Raw genomic sequence first — 18,969 nt, forward strand, 5'->3', positions numbered from 1 at the left:
CTTCCGCTCCGCAGTGCATGCCGCCCGCCTATCTCAGATCACGCCGATCATTGCTGGCTCTAGATCGCGTGAGTTGCCCTCATTTCCGCAATTCCACCATTGGCCTCAAACCAGCGCAATGTGCGCACGAGACCCTCTTCATAGGGCACTTTGCACGACCACCCCGGCAGGATTCTTCGGCATAGGGTCAGGTCAGGACGCCGGTTGGTCGGATCCTGCGGCGCCGGCTCACCATGAACAATGGTCGTTCCGGGAATGAGGCCCGCAACATACTGCGCGATCTCAAGCACCGAAATTTCCCGGTCGTTTCCTACGTTGACTGCTCCCACATGATTGAAGTTCTCCAGCCAGAACAGCCGTTCGAGCCCATCGACAATATCGTCGACATAACCCCAGCTGCGGGTTTGGAGACCATCACCATGGACAACGATCGGCTTGCCGGCCAACGCATTGGCGATAAAGTTGGAAACTGCACGCCCATCATCGGCTCGGGTGCGCGGGCCGTAGACGTTAAAGAGCCTGGCAACCCGCACATCGACGCCGCGGACACGGTTGCTTTCGAAGAGGAGCGCCTCGGTGCAGCGCTTGCCTTCGTCGTAGGAAGAGCGCGGGCCCGTACAGTCCACTGACCCCCGATACGTCTCGGGCAGCGGGTTGACCAACGGATTTCCATAAACCTCCGAGGACGACGCAAAGCAGATTCGCCCATCCTTTTTGAGCAGCTTCAAGAGCCGCATAGCGCCAATTAGATTTGCTGAGACGGTACGCTCGGGCTCCCGCATATAGACCGGCGGCGACGCGGGCGAGGCAAGATGAAAGATCTCGTCGAATTGGAAATCGGATTTGAAATGCTCCACCTCGGAGCGGACCAGCACTAGGCGTTGATCTCGGATATGACCAACGTTTTCTGCTCTGCCGGTCCATAGGCTGTCGACCACAACCAGCATGTCCAAATCGTTTCTTTTGAGAAGCCGGTCGACCAGGTGCGACCCGATGAATCCTGCTCCTCCAGCCAGCAACAGCTTCTTCATCTCATGTCTCGAAGGGGACATAGGCTGTCCGAATTCGTGTCCTCGTTGGGCATTGCAAGCGTCCCTTCTTCGGGAAGCCGCGTCAAATAGGCTCCGCTTGGTCCAAGCTTCTCGTCCATTACAGCAAGATTGCTGAGCACCACGCGGTAGTCGGCTTTCTCGGCGGAATCCGCAAACTCATGAATAGAGTAGTTCCAAAAATTTCTTCCGATCTCCGAGCCGTTTTCCCCTGAGCTGCGGTCCTCGCTTTCCGGTTGGGGAAGTGCTCGCTTCACCTCGCGCAGGAAAATGGCCGCAAATGCGGCAACGAGTTTCGCGAACTGCACAGGTGATCGCCAGAGCATTTTGGTGCAGTTCCTGGCGACAGCAGCAAATCGGCGCGTCACCAGCCCAAGCTTGGCAATCTCGACATCGGTGCGGAAGATCGCATCCAGCAGGACCGGCTTCACCGCCTCTGTGCAGCGGGCAAGTACGCTCTCGAGCACCATCCGACGCGAGATGAGCATTCGCACGAAATCTGCCGACATATTCCCTGGCGTTCGGCGGTATCCGACAAGATGCTCCTCAACGACGCCGAAACGGTATTTGGAGGCAATGCTCTGTTGGATGAAGAAGTCCTCGCAACCCTCTGCACCGCTCTCGCGCAGTCGCGAGGAGTAGCCACCCATTTCGAAGAGAACATCGCGCCGAAACATCACCGAACTGCCGTTGCCGATGAAATTTTTTCCGAGATGCTGCATGAACACCCATCCATTTGGGTGCGTCTGCTTCGGCGTGATGATCACCATATCATCGGCGTCAATCGTCCGGTAAAGTGTGTAGACAAGCCCTAGATCATTGCCAGCCGCAGCGAAAACACGCAGCTGCTTTTCGAGCTTGGTCGGGTGCCAGAGATCATCGGCGTCTACAGGCGCTATAAAGATGCCTTTGCTTGCCCGCACCCCCGCATTCCGCGCCGACGCGACGCCACCATTCTTCTGTTGGAGCAATTTGATGCGCCCGTCGCCATCAGCCAGTCGTCGAACGATCGATGCTGTTGCGTCGGTCGAACCATCGTCAACGACTATTATTTCCATATTTTCATGCGTTTGGGCGAGCACGGACGCCAAGGTACGCTCGATGAATGGCTCCGCGTTGTAGGCAGGGATGATAACCGCCACGAGCGTGTGGGCAGAGTGCTGTGAATTGCCCGGCAAATCCGCCATCCCTAGTCGCGCCCGAAGGAAGAGAATTGCGATCGCCCCCATATTGGCCAGAAATGATTTTTGGACGAGATATCAATTAGACAATCAGGCAGCCTGAAGTTCGCAGAGACCTGACGAGAGATTGACGGACGGAGTGTCATCCAAACCCTTCTCCGTTGGTGTGTGCAGGCGTCCGCAAAAAAAACCATTGAATCTCTTTGCTTTTCAGCATTCTTCGTTGCTGCTATCCGCCGCAACCTCGGCACAGAGTTGCTGGGATCGGTCGTTCACGCATATATTAGCCGAAACTACTATTCGCGCCAAGGAGCTGAAACCGATATAGCGACGGCGGTGGGCTCTATCTCCGCGTAAAAAGGTGGAACCAAGTCCCGGGCCGTCGTCCACTTCAAGTGCTCCGGCGCCGGCAGCAGCTCGCGGGCTTCGTCCTCCGTCTGGCAGGGGAGGTGTGACGATGAACGCCGTAACAATATTTAATCAGTTAGTTCGCGACCGCCGCTCCTGGTGGGGCCTGTAGCGTAATTGTGATGGTGTCACCCGGAGCGAGCAGAGTATCTTCGGTCGCCTCGATCGTCGCTGCCTTTCCGTCATTGGAACGGGTTACACCCATCATAACCCGGCGGCCCCCTTCGGCCAAAAGGTCGCTGCGCAGCTGCCTCACGTAGGCGATTTGTTTGGCCAATGAATCCATCTCAGCGCGCATTTCCATCATCGCCGCGCTTTCAGTCTGCAAGTCAGCCAACAGGTTAATTCGACTCTGGTCAGTAAGCTTCTCAAGGCTGCGCTGCAATTCCCCTTGGTCGCGTTCAAGTCGAGAGATCTCAGCGTTGGTTTGCAAAGCGCGGGTCGCCGACAAGAGCACTGCGCGTTGAGCATCGTTGATCATGGTGATCTGGATCAGACCTTTTTCGAAGAGCTTCTTGAGGCGATCAAGTTCAGCCGCATCCGCTGCCGCGCCAGCTCGATCCGCCTTCTGCTGCTCCTTCAGGTAGCCCATCCGTTCCGCCGCCTTGGTCGTGGCCAACTTGATTGAAGCGCGCTCCTTCTCCTGATCCACATAAAGAGCTTCAAGATGCTTCTGTTCCTGCTGCAAAGCTTCGTCGCGACGGGGTTCGAGGCTCGGGTCACGTTCTGCGTCCGGAACCTCGATCGCCCTGGCGCCGCTCAGCTGCGCCTCTATGCGAGCAGCCTTGATTTGGCTTTCCTGATACTTGATGCGCAGAACGTAGAGGCGGCCGCCAAGGTCCGCTACTGTCAGTTCAGGGTTTTCAACCTCGCCGCGACCGAGCTTATAGCCGCCGCCAGCAGCCACAGCTTGTCGGACAGTCATTCCTGGTCGGAAGGCCTGAGTCCCAGGAGAGGCAATGTCCCCGTCGATATAGACCGGTCGGTATTCCTCAATATCGACTATAATCTGATCTGGATAGAACCCGGTCCAATTCTCAGTGCCGTCAGCGGATCGTTGCGGAAGGGACTTCGGTTTTAGGACCTCGATTACCTCCTTGCGAACATCCTCTATTGTCTTCTGGCGAACCTTTAGGGGGCCCAAGACCGGCAACACAATTATACCGCTCTGGTCGATCACAGCTCGCTTTTGCATCTCGGGATAGCCTATGACCGCGAAGCCGATCACGTCGCCAGTCTGCAGACGGTACTCGTCGACGTTGTACTCCTGTGCTAGGGCAGGGCCATTCGACAGATTCGCGTAGACGAACAAGAGTAACAAGCATGCGAGCGCGGCGCAGCTGCCTGCTCGCCAGCGCACCGATCTATTCAACATTCGCGCTCTCGTGTGTTCGAACGGCTGACAGTCATACACATAACCAACCAATTCAGCCCCTTGTCGCAACGCATTTAATGGATCGAGCAGTTGCGGATCGAGCAGCATATCAGCTGCTCCAACCTGTCATGAAAATATCGAGTTCACTGTGTCCGCGGTCACAGCGAGTGTCGCCGATATGCCTCATTTATCGCAGGTAAAGCTCGGTACAAAAGTCGCACAGGCGGAAGAGTTTGGACGGGATCGACATAATGGACCATATGGTTAGCGCCGTTCCCGCAGGGCCATCGCTGAAGCTCTGGCGTGTAGCGGCAGGTGAGACGGACACCTATCCCCGGCCAGGCAGAACCATGGAGTGGGACATGGCGGCTGGCGACGCAGTCCTTCGAGTTGCTGGTGGCATCGTCGTTAATCTCGAGGGACCTACAACAAGGGGGCGCCAACGATCAGATGTCAATTTCGCAAATCTTGTCGCTTACGGCGACGCAGAATTCTACGTCGGAAAAATTGGGCTCAGAGGCTCGGTGTAGTCCCCGATTGCTCCACGAGCACGCCGCGGATGGAAAGCACGCCTCGCTCTGTCGATGGAGGATCGTGAAGAGGGAAAGCGTGAGATGTTGCACGATATGGTGGCCACGAATGGAACCCCGTTCGTCTCCAACGGAAGATTGACCCACCTTAAGCGACTTGAGGCAGAGTCAATCCACATTTTCCGCGAGGTGGCGGCGGAATTTCAAAACCCGGTAATGCTCTATTCGATCGGCAAAGACTCGTCGGTAATGTTGCATTTGGCGCTCAAGGCGTACTTTCCGTCGCGCCCGCCCTTTCCGCTACTTCACGTCGATACGACTTGGAAGTTCAAGCAGATGATTCAGTTCCGTGACGATGCTGCCGAGTGCGCGGGCATGGATCTGATCGTCCATACCAACATGCAGGGCTTGAAGGAAGGGATCAACCCGTTCACTTACGGCTCTTCCACTTACACAAACGTTATGAAAACCGACGCACTCAAGCAGGCCTTAACCAAGTACAAATTCGACGCAGCGTTTGGCGGGGCTCGACGCGATGAGGAGAAAAGCCGAGCCAAGGAGCGCATCTTTTCCTTTCGAACGGAAAATCACAACTGGGATCCGAAGACCCAGCGCCCGGAACTCTGGAACGTTTTCAACGGGCGGATTCGTCATGGGGAGTCCATCCGTGTGTTCCCTCTTTCCAATTGGACCGAGCTCGACATTTGGCAGTACATCCTGAAGGAAAACATTCCCGTCGTTTCGCTCTATTTCGCGGCCAAGCGTCCGGTCGTGTGGCGCCAGGACGTGCTGATAATGGTCGATGATGACCGGCTGCCGCTTGAGCCCGGCGAAATACCGGAAATGAGAATGGTGCGCTTTCGCACTTTGGGTTGCTACCCGCTGACCGCCGCAATTGAATCGGATGCGTCGACGGTTGCGGAGATCGTCTACGAGATGCTGTTTGCTCGAACGTCCGAGCGCTCTGGGCGTCTAATCGATCACGACGAGTCAGGGGCGATGGAAAAAAAGAGGCGGGAGGGATACTTCTGATAAACGCGATACCGATAGACCCCGCAGCGATCAGCCAGTACCTGGAGCGCCATGAAAGCAAGGACCTGCTTCGCTTCCTGACGTGCGGAAGTGTCGATGACGGAAAATCGACACTGATCGGACGCCTGCTTTACGATGCCAAACTGCTTTTTGAGGATCAGCTCGCGGGTCTGAGACGCGATTCTCGTAAGCACGGAACAACTGGAGATGACATCGATTTCGCGCGTCTGGTGGACGGTCTGGAAGCGGAGCGTGAACAAGGCATCACCATCGATGTCGCCTATCGATTCTTTTCGACCCATCGCCGCAAGTTCATTGTCGCTGACACGCCTGGCCATGAGCAATACACGCGCAACATGGCGACCGGGGCGTCGAATGCCGACCTTGCCGTCATTCTCATTGACGCGCGGAAGGGGGTCCTCACGCAGACACGCCGCCATACTTTCATCGCGTCGCTGCTTGGGATCAAGCACCTCGTTGCCGCAATCAACAAGATCGACCTGGTGGATTACTCCCAGAAGGCCTTTGATCGGATTGGCGCTGACTATCAGACTTTCGCCGCGGACCTTGGCTTCAAAACGATACTCTCCATTCCGATGTCGGCACGCTTTGGCGACAACGTGGCGGAGCGGAGCGCCAGGTTGGCGTGGTATGAAGGGCCGACGCTCATCGAGCACCTCGAAACCGTCGATGTGGTCCGCGATGAAACAGCCGGCCCATTCCGGTTGCCGGTGCAATGGGTCAATAGACCGAATTTGAACTTCCGTGGTTATTCGGGAACAATCGCATGTGGCGTGGTCAACGTTGGGGATCCAGTCGTTGTCGCACAGTCCGGTTGCACGTCCAGGGTCAGGTCAATCATCACCTATGACGGCCAGCACGAATGGGCGGCGGCTGGCGAAGCGATTACCTTGGTTCTGGAACACGAAATAGATGTTTCGCGTGGTGACATCATTTGTGCAGCTGCCAGCCGCCCCGAGGTTTCTGATCAGTTTTCGGCCCACGTGATCTGGATGAGCGACGACGAGCTCATCCCAGGGCGGACCTATTATCTCAAGATTGGCTCGCGCACTGTGGGTGCAAGCGTGATGGAGATAAAGTACAAGGTCGACGTGAATACGTTTCAAAAATTGGCGGCCAAGACGCTCCACCTAAACGAGATCGGCGCACTTAACCTGTCGACGCAGGAGCCGATCGCGTTCGAGCCGTATTCGTCCAACCGCGTTATGGGTGGCTTCATCATGATTGATCGGCTGTCAAATCAGACGGTCGGTGCCGGAATGATTGTTTTCGCCCTGCGTCGGGCATCCAATATTCATTGGCAGGCAGTGGAGATAAACAAAGCCATACGATCGCGCCTGAAAGGTCAGAAACCGGTCATCTTGTGGTTTACCGGTCTTTCGGGGGCGGGCAAGTCAACGATTGCTAACCTGGTAGAAAAGCGCCTCGTCTCAATGGGGCGGCACACATATCTTCTCGACGGTGACAACGTTCGCCACGACCTCAACCGTGACCTTGGTTTCACGGATGCGGACCGTGTCGAGAACCTGCGGCGCGCCAGTGAGGTGGGGAAATTAATGGTCGACGCCGGCTTGATTGTCTTGGCGTCGTTCATATCGCCGTTCCGGGCCGAGCGCAAAATGGCCCGAGAGCTATTTGCTGCGGGAGAGTATGTCGAGATTTTCGTGAGTACACCTCTCCACGTGGCCGAGAAACGGGATCCAAAGGGACTGTACAAGAGTGCGCGTCTAGGTCGACTTAAAAATTTCACTGGCATCGACAGCCCCTATGAAGAGCCAGAGTCGCCGGAAATTGTGCTGGCGGCAGGGGTGAGCGCGTCGGAGGAGCTGGCCGAACAGGTTATCAACTATCTCGCGCATCACGGCTACATCGACCGATGAACCGCGCTTTTCAGCCAAGTGCCACACGTCCGGCGCTATCACTTGGGGGAAGAAGGCATCTTCGACCAGATCTGCAAGCTGACCCAATGGGCAACAGGGTATCATGACGATCGCTCGCGCCGTCGCCGCGCGGTGGCGGTTCAGACAGCCGAGCGTCATTCCGGGTTTCGGATTGACGCTCGGCTTCTCGTTTGCCTACCTCACGCTCATCCTCCTCATTCCCCTGTCCGGGCTGATCTGGCGCTCGGCGGCGCTCGGCTGGACCGACTTCTGGGCGATCGTCACCGATCGCCGTACCATCAACGCGCTTGAAATCAGCTTCGGTACAGCCTTCATTGCCGCCGCCATCAACGTCGTCTTCGGCACGATCGTCGCCTGGGTGCTAGTGCGCTACAGCTTTCCCGGCCGCCGCATCGTCGATGCCATGGTCGACCTGCCCTTCGCGCTGCCGACGGCGGTGGCCGGCATCGCGCTGACCACGCTTTATGCACCGAATGGCTGGATCGGAAGCCTGCTGGCGCCGCTCGGGATCAAGGTCGCTTATACACCGCTCGGCATCGTCATTGCGCTGGTCTTCATCGGCTTGCCCTTCGTAGTGCGCACTGTCCAACCGATCGTGGAGGAGATCGACAAGGAGGTGGAGGAAGCCGCCGCCACGCTTGGCGCCAGCCGTTTTCAGATCATCACCCGCATCCTGTTTCCGGGCCTCGCGCCGGCCATCATCACCGGCTTTGCACTGGCCTTCGCACGCGGTGTCGGCGAGTACGGCTCGGTCATTTTCATCGCCGGCAATCTGCCCTACAAATCCGAGATCGCGCCACTGCTGATCATCATCCGGCTGGAGGAATACAACTATCCGGCGGCAACCGCGATTGCAGCGATCATGATGGTGCTGTCATTCTTGATGCTCTTGATCGTCAACCTGGCGCAGTCATGGAGCCGCAAGCGTTATGGCTGACGTGGCCATCGCATGGCCGATCGGGAGCGACACCGCCGACCAGCGAGCGACCGGTCGCGCGCTACCTGCTCATGGTCGACCAGGCATCGAGCAAGGGCTTCGGCCATTTGGTCGAAACGCTGGCCATCTGCGCGAGCACAAGAAGGAAGGCCTGAGTGGCATTGGTCGCATGAGGCGCGGCCGCCATATCCGCCGAAAGCGTCCTGGCAAAGGTTAGGGTGCGTTTTTATTCGCATCTCCTAATATTTGATCGCTCTGACCCGTTCCGATATGTTATGATGGTTAACGCGCTGAGGGCTGAATAGCCACGGAGCGCGTCACGCGAGCGGCTGCGAGTGGGACGGCGATGTCCTTTTTGCTTTTTTTGCGCGGCCTTATCATAGTACTGGTGGCATTCGCCATCAGTATATATTTGCTTACCGCCTCGCTCTGGAGTACGTTTGTCCAAACGTTAATTTGTGGGGTCTTGATACAGATTGGGTACTTTGTTGCTGTCATGCTGCTAGTGTGGCGCTCGGTCTCCAAAGAATCCGTGATTCCGAAGCCAAATACCCCACGCGATGAGTCCGAAAGGGAGCAACTGCCGAGCCACTTAGTGAATAAGGTGGACCACTCTCCGCCTTTATAGGCTCTGGCTGTTTAGATTAGGACGATCAGCAGGATGACACCCCACATCACGATACAAAATGTGACTGCAACCTGTCTTATTCGGGCACCTGAGAGGCGTTCCGCGAGGCGCCAAATGCGCCCAGAACTCTTACGGTGATCGATATCGCGCGGCGGTGATCGACGAGTCATTCCAATCGACGTCCCTGTTTCCGCAGGACAGGCTCAACCTAGGCCCGGAATCTCTTGCTCAGATGTTTTGCCATTTGGCAATACGACCCGATTTCTTCCTTTAATTGGATCGCATGACGTGTAGCGGAATTGCAGACAGCATGGGCCGCGTGAGTTTCATTTATTGCAATCCGAGGTTAAGATTTTGCGTCTTTGGCGAGGAGCGACTCCCCCGGCGTCGATACTGAATTTCGAGACAGTCAGACAATGTGGTATAGTATTTGTCACTAGCGATACGCTGCCAGTTTCATCCCACGGGTTTGAAGGCTTATGCTCCGCGAAGTTGAAAATCAGCACCCGGATTCTGCCTTCATTTTTGGCGATCCTCAGTCGGCAACGATTGATCTCGAAACACTCGTGGCGGCAGCGCGACGGCAGTTGAGGTTCGTCCTTACATGCGCTCTCGTAGGCCTTGTGCTGGGGCTGGCGTATCTTCGGGTCGAGGTGCCCTTGTACGAGTCGACGTCCAGAATCCTGATCGACAAGAACCAGCCCTCCGTCGTGACGAAGTTAACAGAGAGCGGAAGCTCCACCCAGCTTGACCCGATGATGCTGAGCCAGGTCGAATTGTTGCGTTCCGACCGCATCGGGCTAAAGGTCGTTGACAGCCTCGGTCTTGCTACCAATCGCCCTTTCTTGTCAGCGCCGTATTCGTTGCTCAACAGTCTCACAGGATCGGTCGTTCGGGTCGTGCGGTCATTCATCGGCAGTTCCGACGAAAGCGGAGCGCCGGTGAAATCGAGTGCGGCGCGAGGACCCGATCCTCGGTGGCAGGCATTTGACATTCTGGCTGAAAATATAACGGTAGAGCGTGTAGGCGATTCTTACATTCTGCAAGTCCAATTTTGGTCGCCTAGCGCTGAAATGGCGCAAAAAATAGCCAATAAGTATGCGGAAATCTATATCTCTGACCAAGTCGGAGCCAAAGATGAGTCGATTATCCGAGCTCGCAGTGCACTGGCGGAAGAGCTCGAGACAGTGCGGAAGCGATCGGTCGACGCCGAGCTCGCAGTCCACAGGTTCCGAACAGACAATACGCTGACCAAGGAAACGCTGGTTACCTTGAGCCAGCTCGAACTTGAGGCGTCCTCTCTCAAGTCGCAATATGAACAGGTCCTGCAGCAGTACCAAGCGAGCCTGCAGAACCTTTCGATGGCGTTGACGGAGGCGCGGGTTATCTCGGAGGCACCATACCCCAGCAGCCCGAGTTCTCCGAACAGCCGTCTTTCGTTGGCGGTCTGCGTCGTGCTCGGCGGCATGATTGGCGCCGGTGTGGGCGGAATTCGAGAGTACCGGGAGCGCTTTTTCCGCACGAGGGGTCAAGTGCGCGATGAGCTCGGACTTGACACGCTCGGAATGATCCCGTTGCTGGACGGAAAGCCAATTCGCCGAAACAAGCGTGATCGTGCGACCGAAGAGCCGTCATTCATCGAGGTGGGGAACAGCGCTTTCAACTGGGTAGAGCAACATCCGCGCTCGGAATTCGCTGAAACGATGCGAACGGTGAAAGTCGCCGTTGATGTCGAGTTACCAGGGAAGAGCACCAAGGCGATCGGCATCGTTTCCTGCCTCCCGGGAGAAGGGAAGTCGCTGGTCGCGGCTAATTTTGCGATGGTTCTCGCTATGCAGCATTGTAGGACGCTGTTGATCGATGCCGACATCCACAATCCGGGCTTGTCCCCTATGTTAGCCAACGGCTGGGAACGAGGCCTGGCCAACTTGTTGGCTGGACAGTTCAACGCGAGAGATTTGCTGGCCCATCAGTCATTGCCATTGCGGTTCCTGCCCGGCGTGAACCAGAGCCAACAAAAGCTCGCAAAGACCGTGCAGCCTATCGAGAAAATGGGCGACTTTCTGCTCAAGGCGGGCTCTACGTTCAATTACGTCGTCGTTGATTTGCCCCCGTTGGCTCCAGTCGCGGACGTGAGGTCCTTTGTCCAGCACCTCGACGGCCTTATTCTGGTTGTTGAATGGGGCGTGACCGCTCGTACATTCGTGCGCGAAAGCCTCAACAACAATCCGATCCTTGCGGATAAATGTATTGGCGTTCTGCTTAACAAGGTCGATCTCAAAAGAATCAAGCTGTATCAAAAGTTCGGCAGTGCCGAATTTTACAGTGAACGTTATAGTCAGTATTACCAGACTTAGTTGTGGAGCAAGCATTGTTTTGTCTTACGTTGAAGCCGGATGATCTTCCTTCGGACCTCGCGAGTGCCCTGGCGGCACTGCGGGCTGAACGCGAAGCACGCCGACAAGCCGAAGCGGTGGCTGCCAGCGCGCAGGCGAAACTATCGGACACCGAGGCGCTGATTGCACATCTACAGCTTATGATCGAGAAGCTGAAGCGCGAGAAATACGGCCAGCGTTCCGAACGCACGGCGCGCCTGATCGAGCAGATGGAACTTCAGCTCGAAGACCTCGTGACCGCGGCGAGCGAGGATGAGCTTGCCGCGGCCGCTGCGGCGGCGAAGACCCAGAGCGTGCGCGCCTTCGCGCGCAAGCGACCAGTGCGCGTAAGCCCTGGCCAGAGACTATCGAACGCGAGCGCGTCGTCGTCGAGCCTCCCACCGCCTGCGCCTGCTGCGGCGGATTCCGGCTGTCCAAGCTGGGCGAGGACGTGACCGAGACGCTGGAGGAGATCCCGCGCCGCTTCAAGCTGATCGAAACGGTGCGCGAAAAGTTTACCTGCCGCGACTGCGAGAAGATCACCCAGCCGCCGGCGCCGTTCCATGTCACGCCGCGCGGCTTCATCGGTCCCCAACTGCTGGCGACAATCCTGTTCGACAAGTTCGGCATGCATGCTCCACTCAACCGCCAGAGCGCGCGCTTCAAGGCCGAGGGGATCGAGCTGCCGCTGTCGACGCTGGCCGATCAGGTCGGCCACGGAACCTTCGCCGTCATGCCGCTCTTCCAGCTGATCGAGCGCCATGTGCTCGCGGCCGAGCGCCTTCATGGCGACGACACCACCATTCGCATCCTGGCGAAGGGCAAGTGCGCGACCGGGCGCATATGGACCTATACGCGCGATGACCGTCCCTTCGCCGGGCCTGCGCCGCCGGCGGCGATCTATTACGCCTTGAGCGACCGGCGCGGCGAGCGTCCTCAGAAGCATCTGGCCGGGTTCGCCGGCATCCTTCAGTGCGACTGTTACAGTGGCTTCGAGCCGCTGTTCGACCCGCAGCGGAAGGAGCAGCCGATCACGCCGGCCTTTTGCTACGCCCATGCGCGGCGAGGATTCTTCGAATTGGCCGACATCGCGAAAAAGGCCCGGGATGGCAAGAAGGGCAAACCGATCTCCCCGATCGCGCTGGAGGCGGTCAGGCGCCTCGACGCACTGTTCGAGATCGAGCGCGCCATCAACGGCCGCAGCGCTGCCGAGCGGTATGCCGTGCGGCAGGAGAAGAGCAAACCACTTCTCGACGACATGCACGCCTGGTTGCTCCGCGAGCGCGATACCCTCTCGCGCTCTTCCGAGGTCCTGAAGCCAATCAATTACATGCTCAGGCGCTGGGCCGACTTCGCCCGCTTCATCGACGACGGCAGAATCTGCCTCAGCAACAACGCGGCCGAAAGAGCGCTGCGTGGCATTGCTCTGGGAAGGCGCAACTGGACCTTCGCCGGTTCCCAGCGCGGCGCCGACCGCGCCGCCGTTATGCTTACCCTCATCACCACGGCACGCCTCAACGACGTCGACCCAAAAGCCTGGCTCGCCGATGTCCTGGCCCGCATTGCTGATCTTCCCGCTTCGCGTCTGCACGAACTACTGCCTTGGGAATGGAAGCGCCTGCGCGAAGCCGACAAGGCCGCCGATCAGCAGGCCGCCTGACCTTCACGCATCGCCATCATAGAGCCCGCCGCGCGCACGCGCGTGTCCCAATCATGCGGCCTTCGTCGTATGCGTACGGTGTTCGTCGGCAAGGACCAGCAATACAATCGTCGCTTCCTCCAGCCGGTGGCCTGCGCGCTGGCATCGGGCTGGGAGAAGGGCCAGGTCGAGAACCATGTCGAACAGGTGAGATGCGGAGCCGTCAGAATTCATGATCGGCCCGGCTATCTTGGTCGCCAGTCCTTTTCCGGTCCTTACATTCCGCCACCCAACACCGCCGTAGCGCGGACACGCAAAGCACCCTGCGAATAGGCCTGCAGCATATCCTGTCGTGCCTGCATTCCGATCTTCTTGCGGAGCGTTTCATCGCCCCCGAACACCAGTGCTTGCGTCACCGCCATCTCCGCTGAGGGAACAGTAAGCTTCAGCATATTCTCTCCATCCTTGCCGTAATCCCGGATACCGCCGACGTCGGTCGCGATCACCGGAAGGCCGGCAAGCATCGCCTCGGCGACGACGATGCAGAACCCTTCCGTATCGGACAGATTGATGAACATGTCACGATCACAGGCTAGCTCGAACCAGCGCGCGACATAGCCACGGAAATGCACGCGATCTCCAATGCCGAGCTCATCCGCCTTGCGCGAAAGCGCCTGCCGTTCCGGCCCGTCGCCGTAAAGATCGAGGCTTGCAGAAACGCCGCGGTCTTGGAGCATTCGGATGGCCTCGATGAGGCGGTCAAAGTTCTTCAGCGGGATAAGCCGTCCGGCAGCAGCAAGGCGCAAGGGTGTGTGAAGCGCGTAATCGCGCTTGTGGCTGGAAGCCTCATCGGAGCAAAACAGAGGCACGATATGCGACCGGCGCCTGCGCGGCAGGAAGTATGCTTGCGTCTCCTGCAGCGTACTGTCGCAATCAGCCCAGATTTCGTCGACGCGCCAGGACAGCGCCTTGAGCACAGGGCCATAAACGGCTGCGGCGCGCCGGGAGCGGTAGCGGGCGGTGTGTTCGAATGAAACGCAGCGCAGCCGAGGAGCAAACATCGCAGCAAGCCGTCCCACGAGATTGGCCTGTTTGAGCGACAATGCAACCATATCCGGCCGCCACTCCCGGATGAGGCGCAATATTACAAAGAACGTGCCCACGAAGGTGCGCAAGGAAGGCTCTTCACTCTGCGAAGTCAGGATAAGATTGTGCTCTCCGATCTGTGCGGCGATTTGATCGGCAAGAGACCCGCGACCGCGGCAACAGGCGAGAATCTTCAGCTGGTGGCCGCTGAAAAATCCTGCTTGCAGCAAGGTGAGCAGCCCATGCTCGGCGCCACCGGGATCGAATCCGTTGATGAAGTAAAGAATTCGCATGTGACAGTGAAGCGCTCCGATTATCTTGCACCTCGTATCAACTATCGCAAATAACTGCCTGACCCTGTGTGGATTCTCCTCCGTTTGTGGTGAGGGTGGTGCAGGTCGGAAGATCTCTCAGTTCTTACCCGCCTTAAGAGACCTCGCAACCCCTTAATGCCTCCCCAAAACGAGGGCCCATGTTGGACCGGAGACATCGCGAACAGCCTTTCGGGGACCTCACGACCAGTCTGCCATTCTATCGAGAGAGGGTATTGAAGTCCATGGTTTCCATTTTCTGATGTCTGAACCGTCGAAGACGCCGTCTGTTGCAGCCGGGCCAAGGGCGACGGACTTGCCGCCAGCCTTGCACAGGCGTATGGAGCGGACGGGGACAGAGCTGCTTAACGCGGCGGACGAGATGGCCTGTGGCGTAGTAGAAATGGTTCGACCTTTCGCGATAGTGGCGCTTCGATTCCAGTTTCTTTTCCATCGCGCTGTTGTCTCCGAATGGCGTCCCGACCCCCTCGCGCAAAACGCGCAAAACTATTCGCGATGTCCTCGCACATCTGTTCGCGATGTTTCCAGTCCAAACAGCCGCACAAGGGGAAGGGAAAATTAAGTCGCTGCCCGACGGTGTCCTCATACAGTCATTAGGGATTCCCGGTACTAGCGTTGAGCGCCCCGATATTCGTCGACAATGCTGGTTAGTGAGATACTGGTTCCGGTGAGCCTTCCCAGGAAATAGGCCCCATGCTGCCGTCGATCTTGTGGTCCTCTCCGATCATGCCGTTTCGATGCCTTGCCCAGGTCCAAAGCCCTGCTCGGCGACAGGGGCTACGACGCCGACCGGTTCCGAACCGCCCTGGCAGACCGCAAGATCATCGCCTGCAGCCCGTCAAAGGCAAATCGAAAGGCGCCTATACCGCACGATCCCGCGCTGCCAGAGCAACTTCACCAGATCGCCGCGCTTGCCTCGAAAGGCAAACAACGCACCAGAATGCCAGCTTTGCTCCAGGATTTTCTGGGTCAGCACCGCCAGGTTACGACACCGGCTACCTCGCTGAAAGAGTGGCAATCATCCTGCCCAACTAGAGAGGTGCGCAAGGCGGCCTTTAGGCCTCGCTCACACTATTGTTGCAAGGGCGCCGATCAGACCTCAAGAAGCGGATATCCTCTTTGATCTTGTCAGAAATCTTTCGTTCCAGCCAAACAAATGTTGTCGGGGACGACGGTAGGAGGCCATCAGCGAGAGCGCCTTTGTAGGCCAAGAGAGCGAAGCGATGCTGGCAAGTACTTCGTGATACCGAGCCTCTCCTTGAGCCAACGTCCCTCCTCAGGAAACACCAGTTCCAGGGAGAGCATGACGATGACCAATTCCAAGCCACACATAATCCCGCCAATGACAAGGCGATAGAGCCCATCGGCTTCGCGAATACCCGGCAGTAAAAGTATGGCCCAAGTGCAGGAAGCTGCCAAAGCTGCTACACCCAACGCCTTCATGACCACAAAGGCCTCTTTGACGAGGCGGACTGGATAGAGCGTCGCCAGTACAGCCGCGCTCGCCCAATAGTTGAGTACCATAGCGATACTGACTGCCATCGCGACACCATTGATGCCCCAAGAACTCCCAATGAGCGCTGCGACCAAGACGGAAAAAGCGTAAAACAACTGCCATAGAACAAGTTGCAGGATGGCGCCCTTGGACCTGATGAGCGTCGAACTTGTCTTCCAGGCGATGCGGAAAGGCATTGACAGGCAGAAGAGCTGAAATGGGAGTACGACGCTCGCCCAAGCATTACCGAGCAATACATTGACAAACTCGCTGGAGAGTAAGAACAAATTGAACGAGGCGAGGGAAGACAGCACGAAGACTACGGCCGTACAGAGATAATAGACGCGAACGATCCGCGCCTCCTCCTTCTTGATCGACGAGAAAATGGGAAACAGAACCTGGTCAGCGGCGTTGCCAATAAGCTTGGTCGGCTGCTGCATTAGGTAGAATGCACGCGAATAGTAGCCCAGCGCAGCGGGGCCCAGAAAACGGCCGACCACGAAATAATCCACGTTCATTCCTATATAACTGGCGATGCGTGCAAGGGTGATGCCGCCACCAAAACGCAACAACTTTCGCGCCGACTCGTGGCTGTAGGAAAGGCGAAAGGAGTGCGGGCTGTTCAAGATGTAGCCGACATTCGACACCGCGGTCTGCGCGATATAACCCCAGATCATCGCCCAATAGCCAAAACCATAATAGGCGAGCGCAATCGACACTGGCGTATAGCCGAAGACGTAGCCGTTAAGATCGATCAATGACATCGCTCGGAACTTAAGCGCACGCTGGACCAGCGCACTCGAGACCATGCCCAGTGCTCGCAGCGGAAAGATCAGTGCGACCAACCGCAGCGGCTTTACGATCTCCGGCATATTGAACCCTTGCCCTATCAAGGCAGCGCTGAAGATGATCGCTCCCGCGGCGGCAAGGCCAAGGCTTAGGCTGATGGCGAGCGCGGTCGCAACGTCCTCCTGCCCGACTTCGTCCATCTGCACCAGAGCGGGAGCGACTCCGATCTGTCCAAACACTTCGACAAAAGCACAAACGACCAGCACCGCGGCGACCACACCAAAGCTTTCCGGCGCCAGCAGGCGCGCCAAGATGGCGACGACCCCTACCCGCAGGAAAGAAGAGATCAGAGTCCCTGACGACACCCAGGCAAGCCCGGAAAGTGATCGAGCAGAAAGCGATTTCGAGGTGATCTCGGATGACTTACTCAAGATCCGGCTCCACTGTCTGACGCATCCGAATGCTTACTACCTTTTCCTCGCCGTTTCCATCTGACTAGCCGATGTGTGGCCTGGGATCTTGGAGAGGTTGAAGTTTGGGTGCGTGAGCCCCGGCGCGCATCCCGCGATGGGCTAGACTAGGAGCCTGTCCAGTTAGTCCTGGCGTCGGGCCGTTTCATGAACGATAACCGGCTTAGACGGCGTTGGCGAGCTCTGTGAGGTTGTGGGCGGTGCAGATTATCGCCCATTCGGCGCTCACCTTCTCGATGCCCGCAACAAGAACTGCCTGAACCCCCTTGCTTGCTTGATCTGTCCGAACACTGGCTCGACGATTTGCTTTCTGAGCCTGTACCTGCTTCGCCATCCCGCCCGCTTGAGCTTGTCCCGCATGGCCTGGGTGAGCGGTTCCTTGATCTTTCGTTTGCCTTCGGCGGGGTGTTTGGCTCGTCCGGCTGCGATGTAAGCGCTGGTCTCGCGATCGGCCAAGGCCTGGAGGTTCAGCTCGCTCAGATAACCGCTATCGGCCGATGCTTTCTTCGGTTTGGCGCCGAGATTGGCCTCAATGCCGTCGATCAGGCCGACCAGTTGACGGTGGTCGCTCATGCTGGTGGTGAGCCGGGGCGCGACGATGACCTGGGCCTTGGCGTCGACAGCGGCTTGCGCGTTGTAGCCCTGGATATAACCGTCCTTGGTCAGAAGAATGCGGCTGGCCGCATCGGTAAAGTTGCGTTGTGCTTTGGCGTCGGGCGCGGCGGAGGGTGGCACTGGTGTCTTGCCGTTCTTCTTGCGACCTTCGGTGATGCGCCTTTTCTCGGCCTCGGCTCGGCGCCGCTCCTCCGCCGCGGCGGCGGCTTTCGCTTCTGCCTCCAACTCGGCCTTGTCGCGCGGATCTTGGCAAGCCGCCTCTCCTTGTCGGCCCCCAATCGGGCATCTCATCGCCGCGCTTCGTGCCGTGCAGCTCGTCCTCCTCCGCATCGGCGGCCTCGGCGGCGGCCAGCCAGCGGTCGACTTCGGCCGTGAGCTCCGCTTCCCGCTTCTTCATGCGCTCATAGCTCATCGCTTTGTGTTTCGACGCGTTCGCCTTGATCGTGGTGCCATCGAGCGCGACGTGCCCGAGCTTGACCTGCCACTGAATTTTCATCCGGCTGCAGTTAGAGCCTCGGCGGGTTTTACGCCGTATGGTGCGGGTTGAGCAACGGGTGATCGGCGGAGCTGGTCGGGGTTGCGCAGCCGATCGTCCGTTGCGGTGAGATTGGCGGCATAAGCCGCAGGCGTGATGTATCCGAGCGCCGAATGTGGGCGCGATCGGTTGTAGTCGTCTGCCCATTCGGCGATGGTTGTTCGGGCATGGTCGAGGCCGAAGAACAGGGTTTCGTTCAGCAACTCGTCCCGCATCCGCCCGTTGAAGCTTTCGCAGAAGCCGTTCTGCATCGGCTTGCCCGGCGCGATGAAGTGCCATTCCACCTGATGATCCTTCGACCAGGCGAGGATCGCGTTCGAGGTGAACTCGGTGCCGTGGTCGGAGACGATCATGCCCGGCTTGCCGCGCCGGGCGATCAGTTCCGTCAGTTCACGCGCCACCCGGCGGCCGGAGATCGAGGTGTCCGGGATCGCAGCCAGGCATTCGCGCGTCACGTCGTCGACGATGTTGAGGACGCGGAAGCGCCGGCCGCAGGCGAACTGATCATGGACGAAATCCAGCGACCAGCGCGCGTTCGGCTTCGCCTGAACCAGGATCGGTGCCCGCGTTC

The 18,969-nt window shown here is 58.0% G+C and carries 17 protein-coding genes; 9 read left to right on the plus strand and 8 right to left on the minus strand.

The features are described from left to right. Positions 1 to 59: 59 nt before the first annotated feature. From NKI95_RS19315 to NKI95_RS19325, 3 genes are all read right to left on the minus strand, one after another. Entirely contained in the window at positions 60 to 1,031 is a 972-nt protein-coding gene (locus NKI95_RS19315) for an NAD-dependent epimerase/dehydratase family protein (protein ID WP_352706280.1), read from the minus strand. Further along, positions 1,028 to 2,278 (minus strand): glycosyltransferase family 2 protein, encoded by a 1,251-nt coding sequence (locus NKI95_RS19320; RefSeq protein WP_502909201.1) that lies wholly within the window; start codon positions 2,276 to 2,278, stop codon positions 1,028 to 1,030. Before NKI95_RS19320 ends, NKI95_RS19315 begins: the two co-directional genes overlap by 4 nt. A 436-nt stretch (positions 2,279 to 2,714) precedes the next feature. Then, the gene (locus NKI95_RS19325) at positions 2,715 to 4,121 is read right to left on the minus strand and encodes a polysaccharide biosynthesis/export family protein (RefSeq protein ID WP_352718888.1); all 1,407 of its coding nucleotides are present in this window, start codon (positions 4,119 to 4,121) and stop codon (positions 2,715 to 2,717) included. Positions 4,122 to 4,273: 152 nt separating this feature from the next. On the opposite strand from NKI95_RS19325, the gene NKI95_RS19330 reads away from it, so the two are divergent. The 7 genes from NKI95_RS19330 (at position 4,274) to tnpC (ending at position 13,097) form a co-directional block, all read left to right on the plus strand. Then, the gene (locus NKI95_RS19330) at positions 4,274 to 4,543 is read left to right on the plus strand and encodes an inositol monophosphatase family protein (RefSeq protein WP_352718902.1); all 270 of its coding nucleotides are present in this window, start codon (positions 4,274 to 4,276) and stop codon (positions 4,541 to 4,543) included. Between the two features lie 84 nt (positions 4,544 to 4,627). Beyond that, on the plus strand, positions 4,628 to 5,575 hold the full coding sequence (cysD, locus tag NKI95_RS19335) for a sulfate adenylyltransferase subunit CysD (RefSeq protein ID WP_352718889.1): 948 nt from the start codon (positions 4,628 to 4,630) through the stop codon (positions 5,573 to 5,575). Further along, the gene (cysN, locus tag NKI95_RS19340) at positions 5,575 to 7,476 is read left to right on the plus strand and encodes a sulfate adenylyltransferase subunit CysN (protein WP_352718903.1); all 1,902 of its coding nucleotides are present in this window, start codon (positions 5,575 to 5,577) and stop codon (positions 7,474 to 7,476) included. The genes cysD and cysN overlap by 1 nt, the downstream gene beginning before the upstream one ends. Positions 7,477 to 7,579: 103 nt before the next feature. Continuing rightward, complete coding sequence (gene cysT / locus NKI95_RS19345) at positions 7,580 to 8,434, plus strand: sulfate ABC transporter permease subunit CysT (RefSeq protein ID WP_352718891.1); 855 nt, start codon at positions 7,580 to 7,582, stop codon at positions 8,432 to 8,434. A 346-nt stretch (positions 8,435 to 8,780) separates the two neighbouring features. After that, positions 8,781 to 9,062 carry an exopolysaccharide production repressor protein gene (locus tag NKI95_RS19350; protein ID WP_352718892.1) on the plus strand — a complete coding sequence of 94 codons (282 nt, stop codon included), beginning with the start codon at positions 8,781 to 8,783 and terminating at the stop codon, positions 9,060 to 9,062. 479 nt (positions 9,063 to 9,541) lie between these two features. Further along, positions 9,542 to 11,419, plus strand: a complete 1,878-nt coding sequence (locus NKI95_RS19355; RefSeq protein ID WP_352718893.1) for a Wzz/FepE/Etk N-terminal domain-containing protein — start codon at positions 9,542 to 9,544, stop codon at positions 11,417 to 11,419. Between the two features lie 14 nt (positions 11,420 to 11,433). Then, positions 11,434 to 13,097, plus strand: a protein-coding gene (gene tnpC / locus NKI95_RS19360; RefSeq protein WP_352718894.1) for an IS66 family transposase whose coding sequence is annotated in 2 segments (ribosomal slippage) — positions 11,434 to 11,781 and positions 11,784 to 13,097 — 1,662 coding nt in all. Because the reading frame shifts where the segments join, the coding sequence is not laid out codon by codon here. Between the two features lie 254 nt (positions 13,098 to 13,351). Here tnpC and NKI95_RS19365 read toward each other — a convergent pair. After that, positions 13,352 to 14,392, minus strand: coding sequence for a glycosyltransferase (locus NKI95_RS19365; RefSeq protein WP_352718904.1), 1,041 nt, complete (start codon positions 14,390 to 14,392; stop codon positions 13,352 to 13,354). On the opposite strand from NKI95_RS19365, the gene NKI95_RS19370 reads away from it, so the two are divergent. Then, complete coding sequence (locus tag NKI95_RS19370; RefSeq protein WP_352718905.1) at positions 14,288 to 14,509, plus strand: hypothetical protein; 222 nt, start codon at positions 14,288 to 14,290, stop codon at positions 14,507 to 14,509. The two genes, NKI95_RS19365 and NKI95_RS19370, sit on opposite strands and share 105 nt — an antisense overlap. Before the next feature lie 823 nt (positions 14,510 to 15,332). On the opposite strand, the gene NKI95_RS19375 is transcribed toward NKI95_RS19370, so the two are convergent. Beyond that, positions 15,333 to 15,470, minus strand: coding sequence for a hypothetical protein (locus NKI95_RS19375; RefSeq protein ID WP_352718895.1), 138 nt, complete (start codon positions 15,468 to 15,470; stop codon positions 15,333 to 15,335). A gap of 209 nt (positions 15,471 to 15,679) precedes the next feature. Continuing rightward, positions 15,680 to 17,209 (minus strand): lipopolysaccharide biosynthesis protein, encoded by a 1,530-nt coding sequence (locus tag NKI95_RS19380; protein ID WP_352718896.1) that lies wholly within the window; start codon positions 17,207 to 17,209, stop codon positions 15,680 to 15,682. Positions 17,210 to 17,221: 12 nt separating this feature from the next. On the opposite strand from NKI95_RS19380, the gene NKI95_RS19385 reads away from it, so the two are divergent. Continuing rightward, a complete protein-coding gene (locus NKI95_RS19385; RefSeq protein ID WP_502909204.1) occupies positions 17,222 to 17,359 on the plus strand; it encodes a helix-turn-helix transcriptional regulator in 138 nt (45 codons plus the stop codon). A gap of 114 nt (positions 17,360 to 17,473) precedes the next feature. On the opposite strand, the gene NKI95_RS19390 is transcribed toward NKI95_RS19385, so the two are convergent. Both NKI95_RS19390 and NKI95_RS19395 read right to left on the minus strand, forming a co-directional pair. Continuing rightward, positions 17,474 to 18,088, minus strand: coding sequence for a transposase (locus NKI95_RS19390; protein WP_502909202.1), 615 nt, complete (start codon positions 18,086 to 18,088; stop codon positions 17,474 to 17,476). Between the two features lie 267 nt (positions 18,089 to 18,355). Further along, positions 18,356 to 18,969 (minus strand): IS3 family transposase (locus tag NKI95_RS19395; protein ID WP_352718897.1); only part of this gene is annotated, 614 nt, incomplete at its 5' end.

This window comes from Mesorhizobium sp. M0306, from assembly GCF_040321655.1.
Classification (GTDB): domain Bacteria; phylum Pseudomonadota; class Alphaproteobacteria; order Rhizobiales; family Rhizobiaceae; genus Mesorhizobium.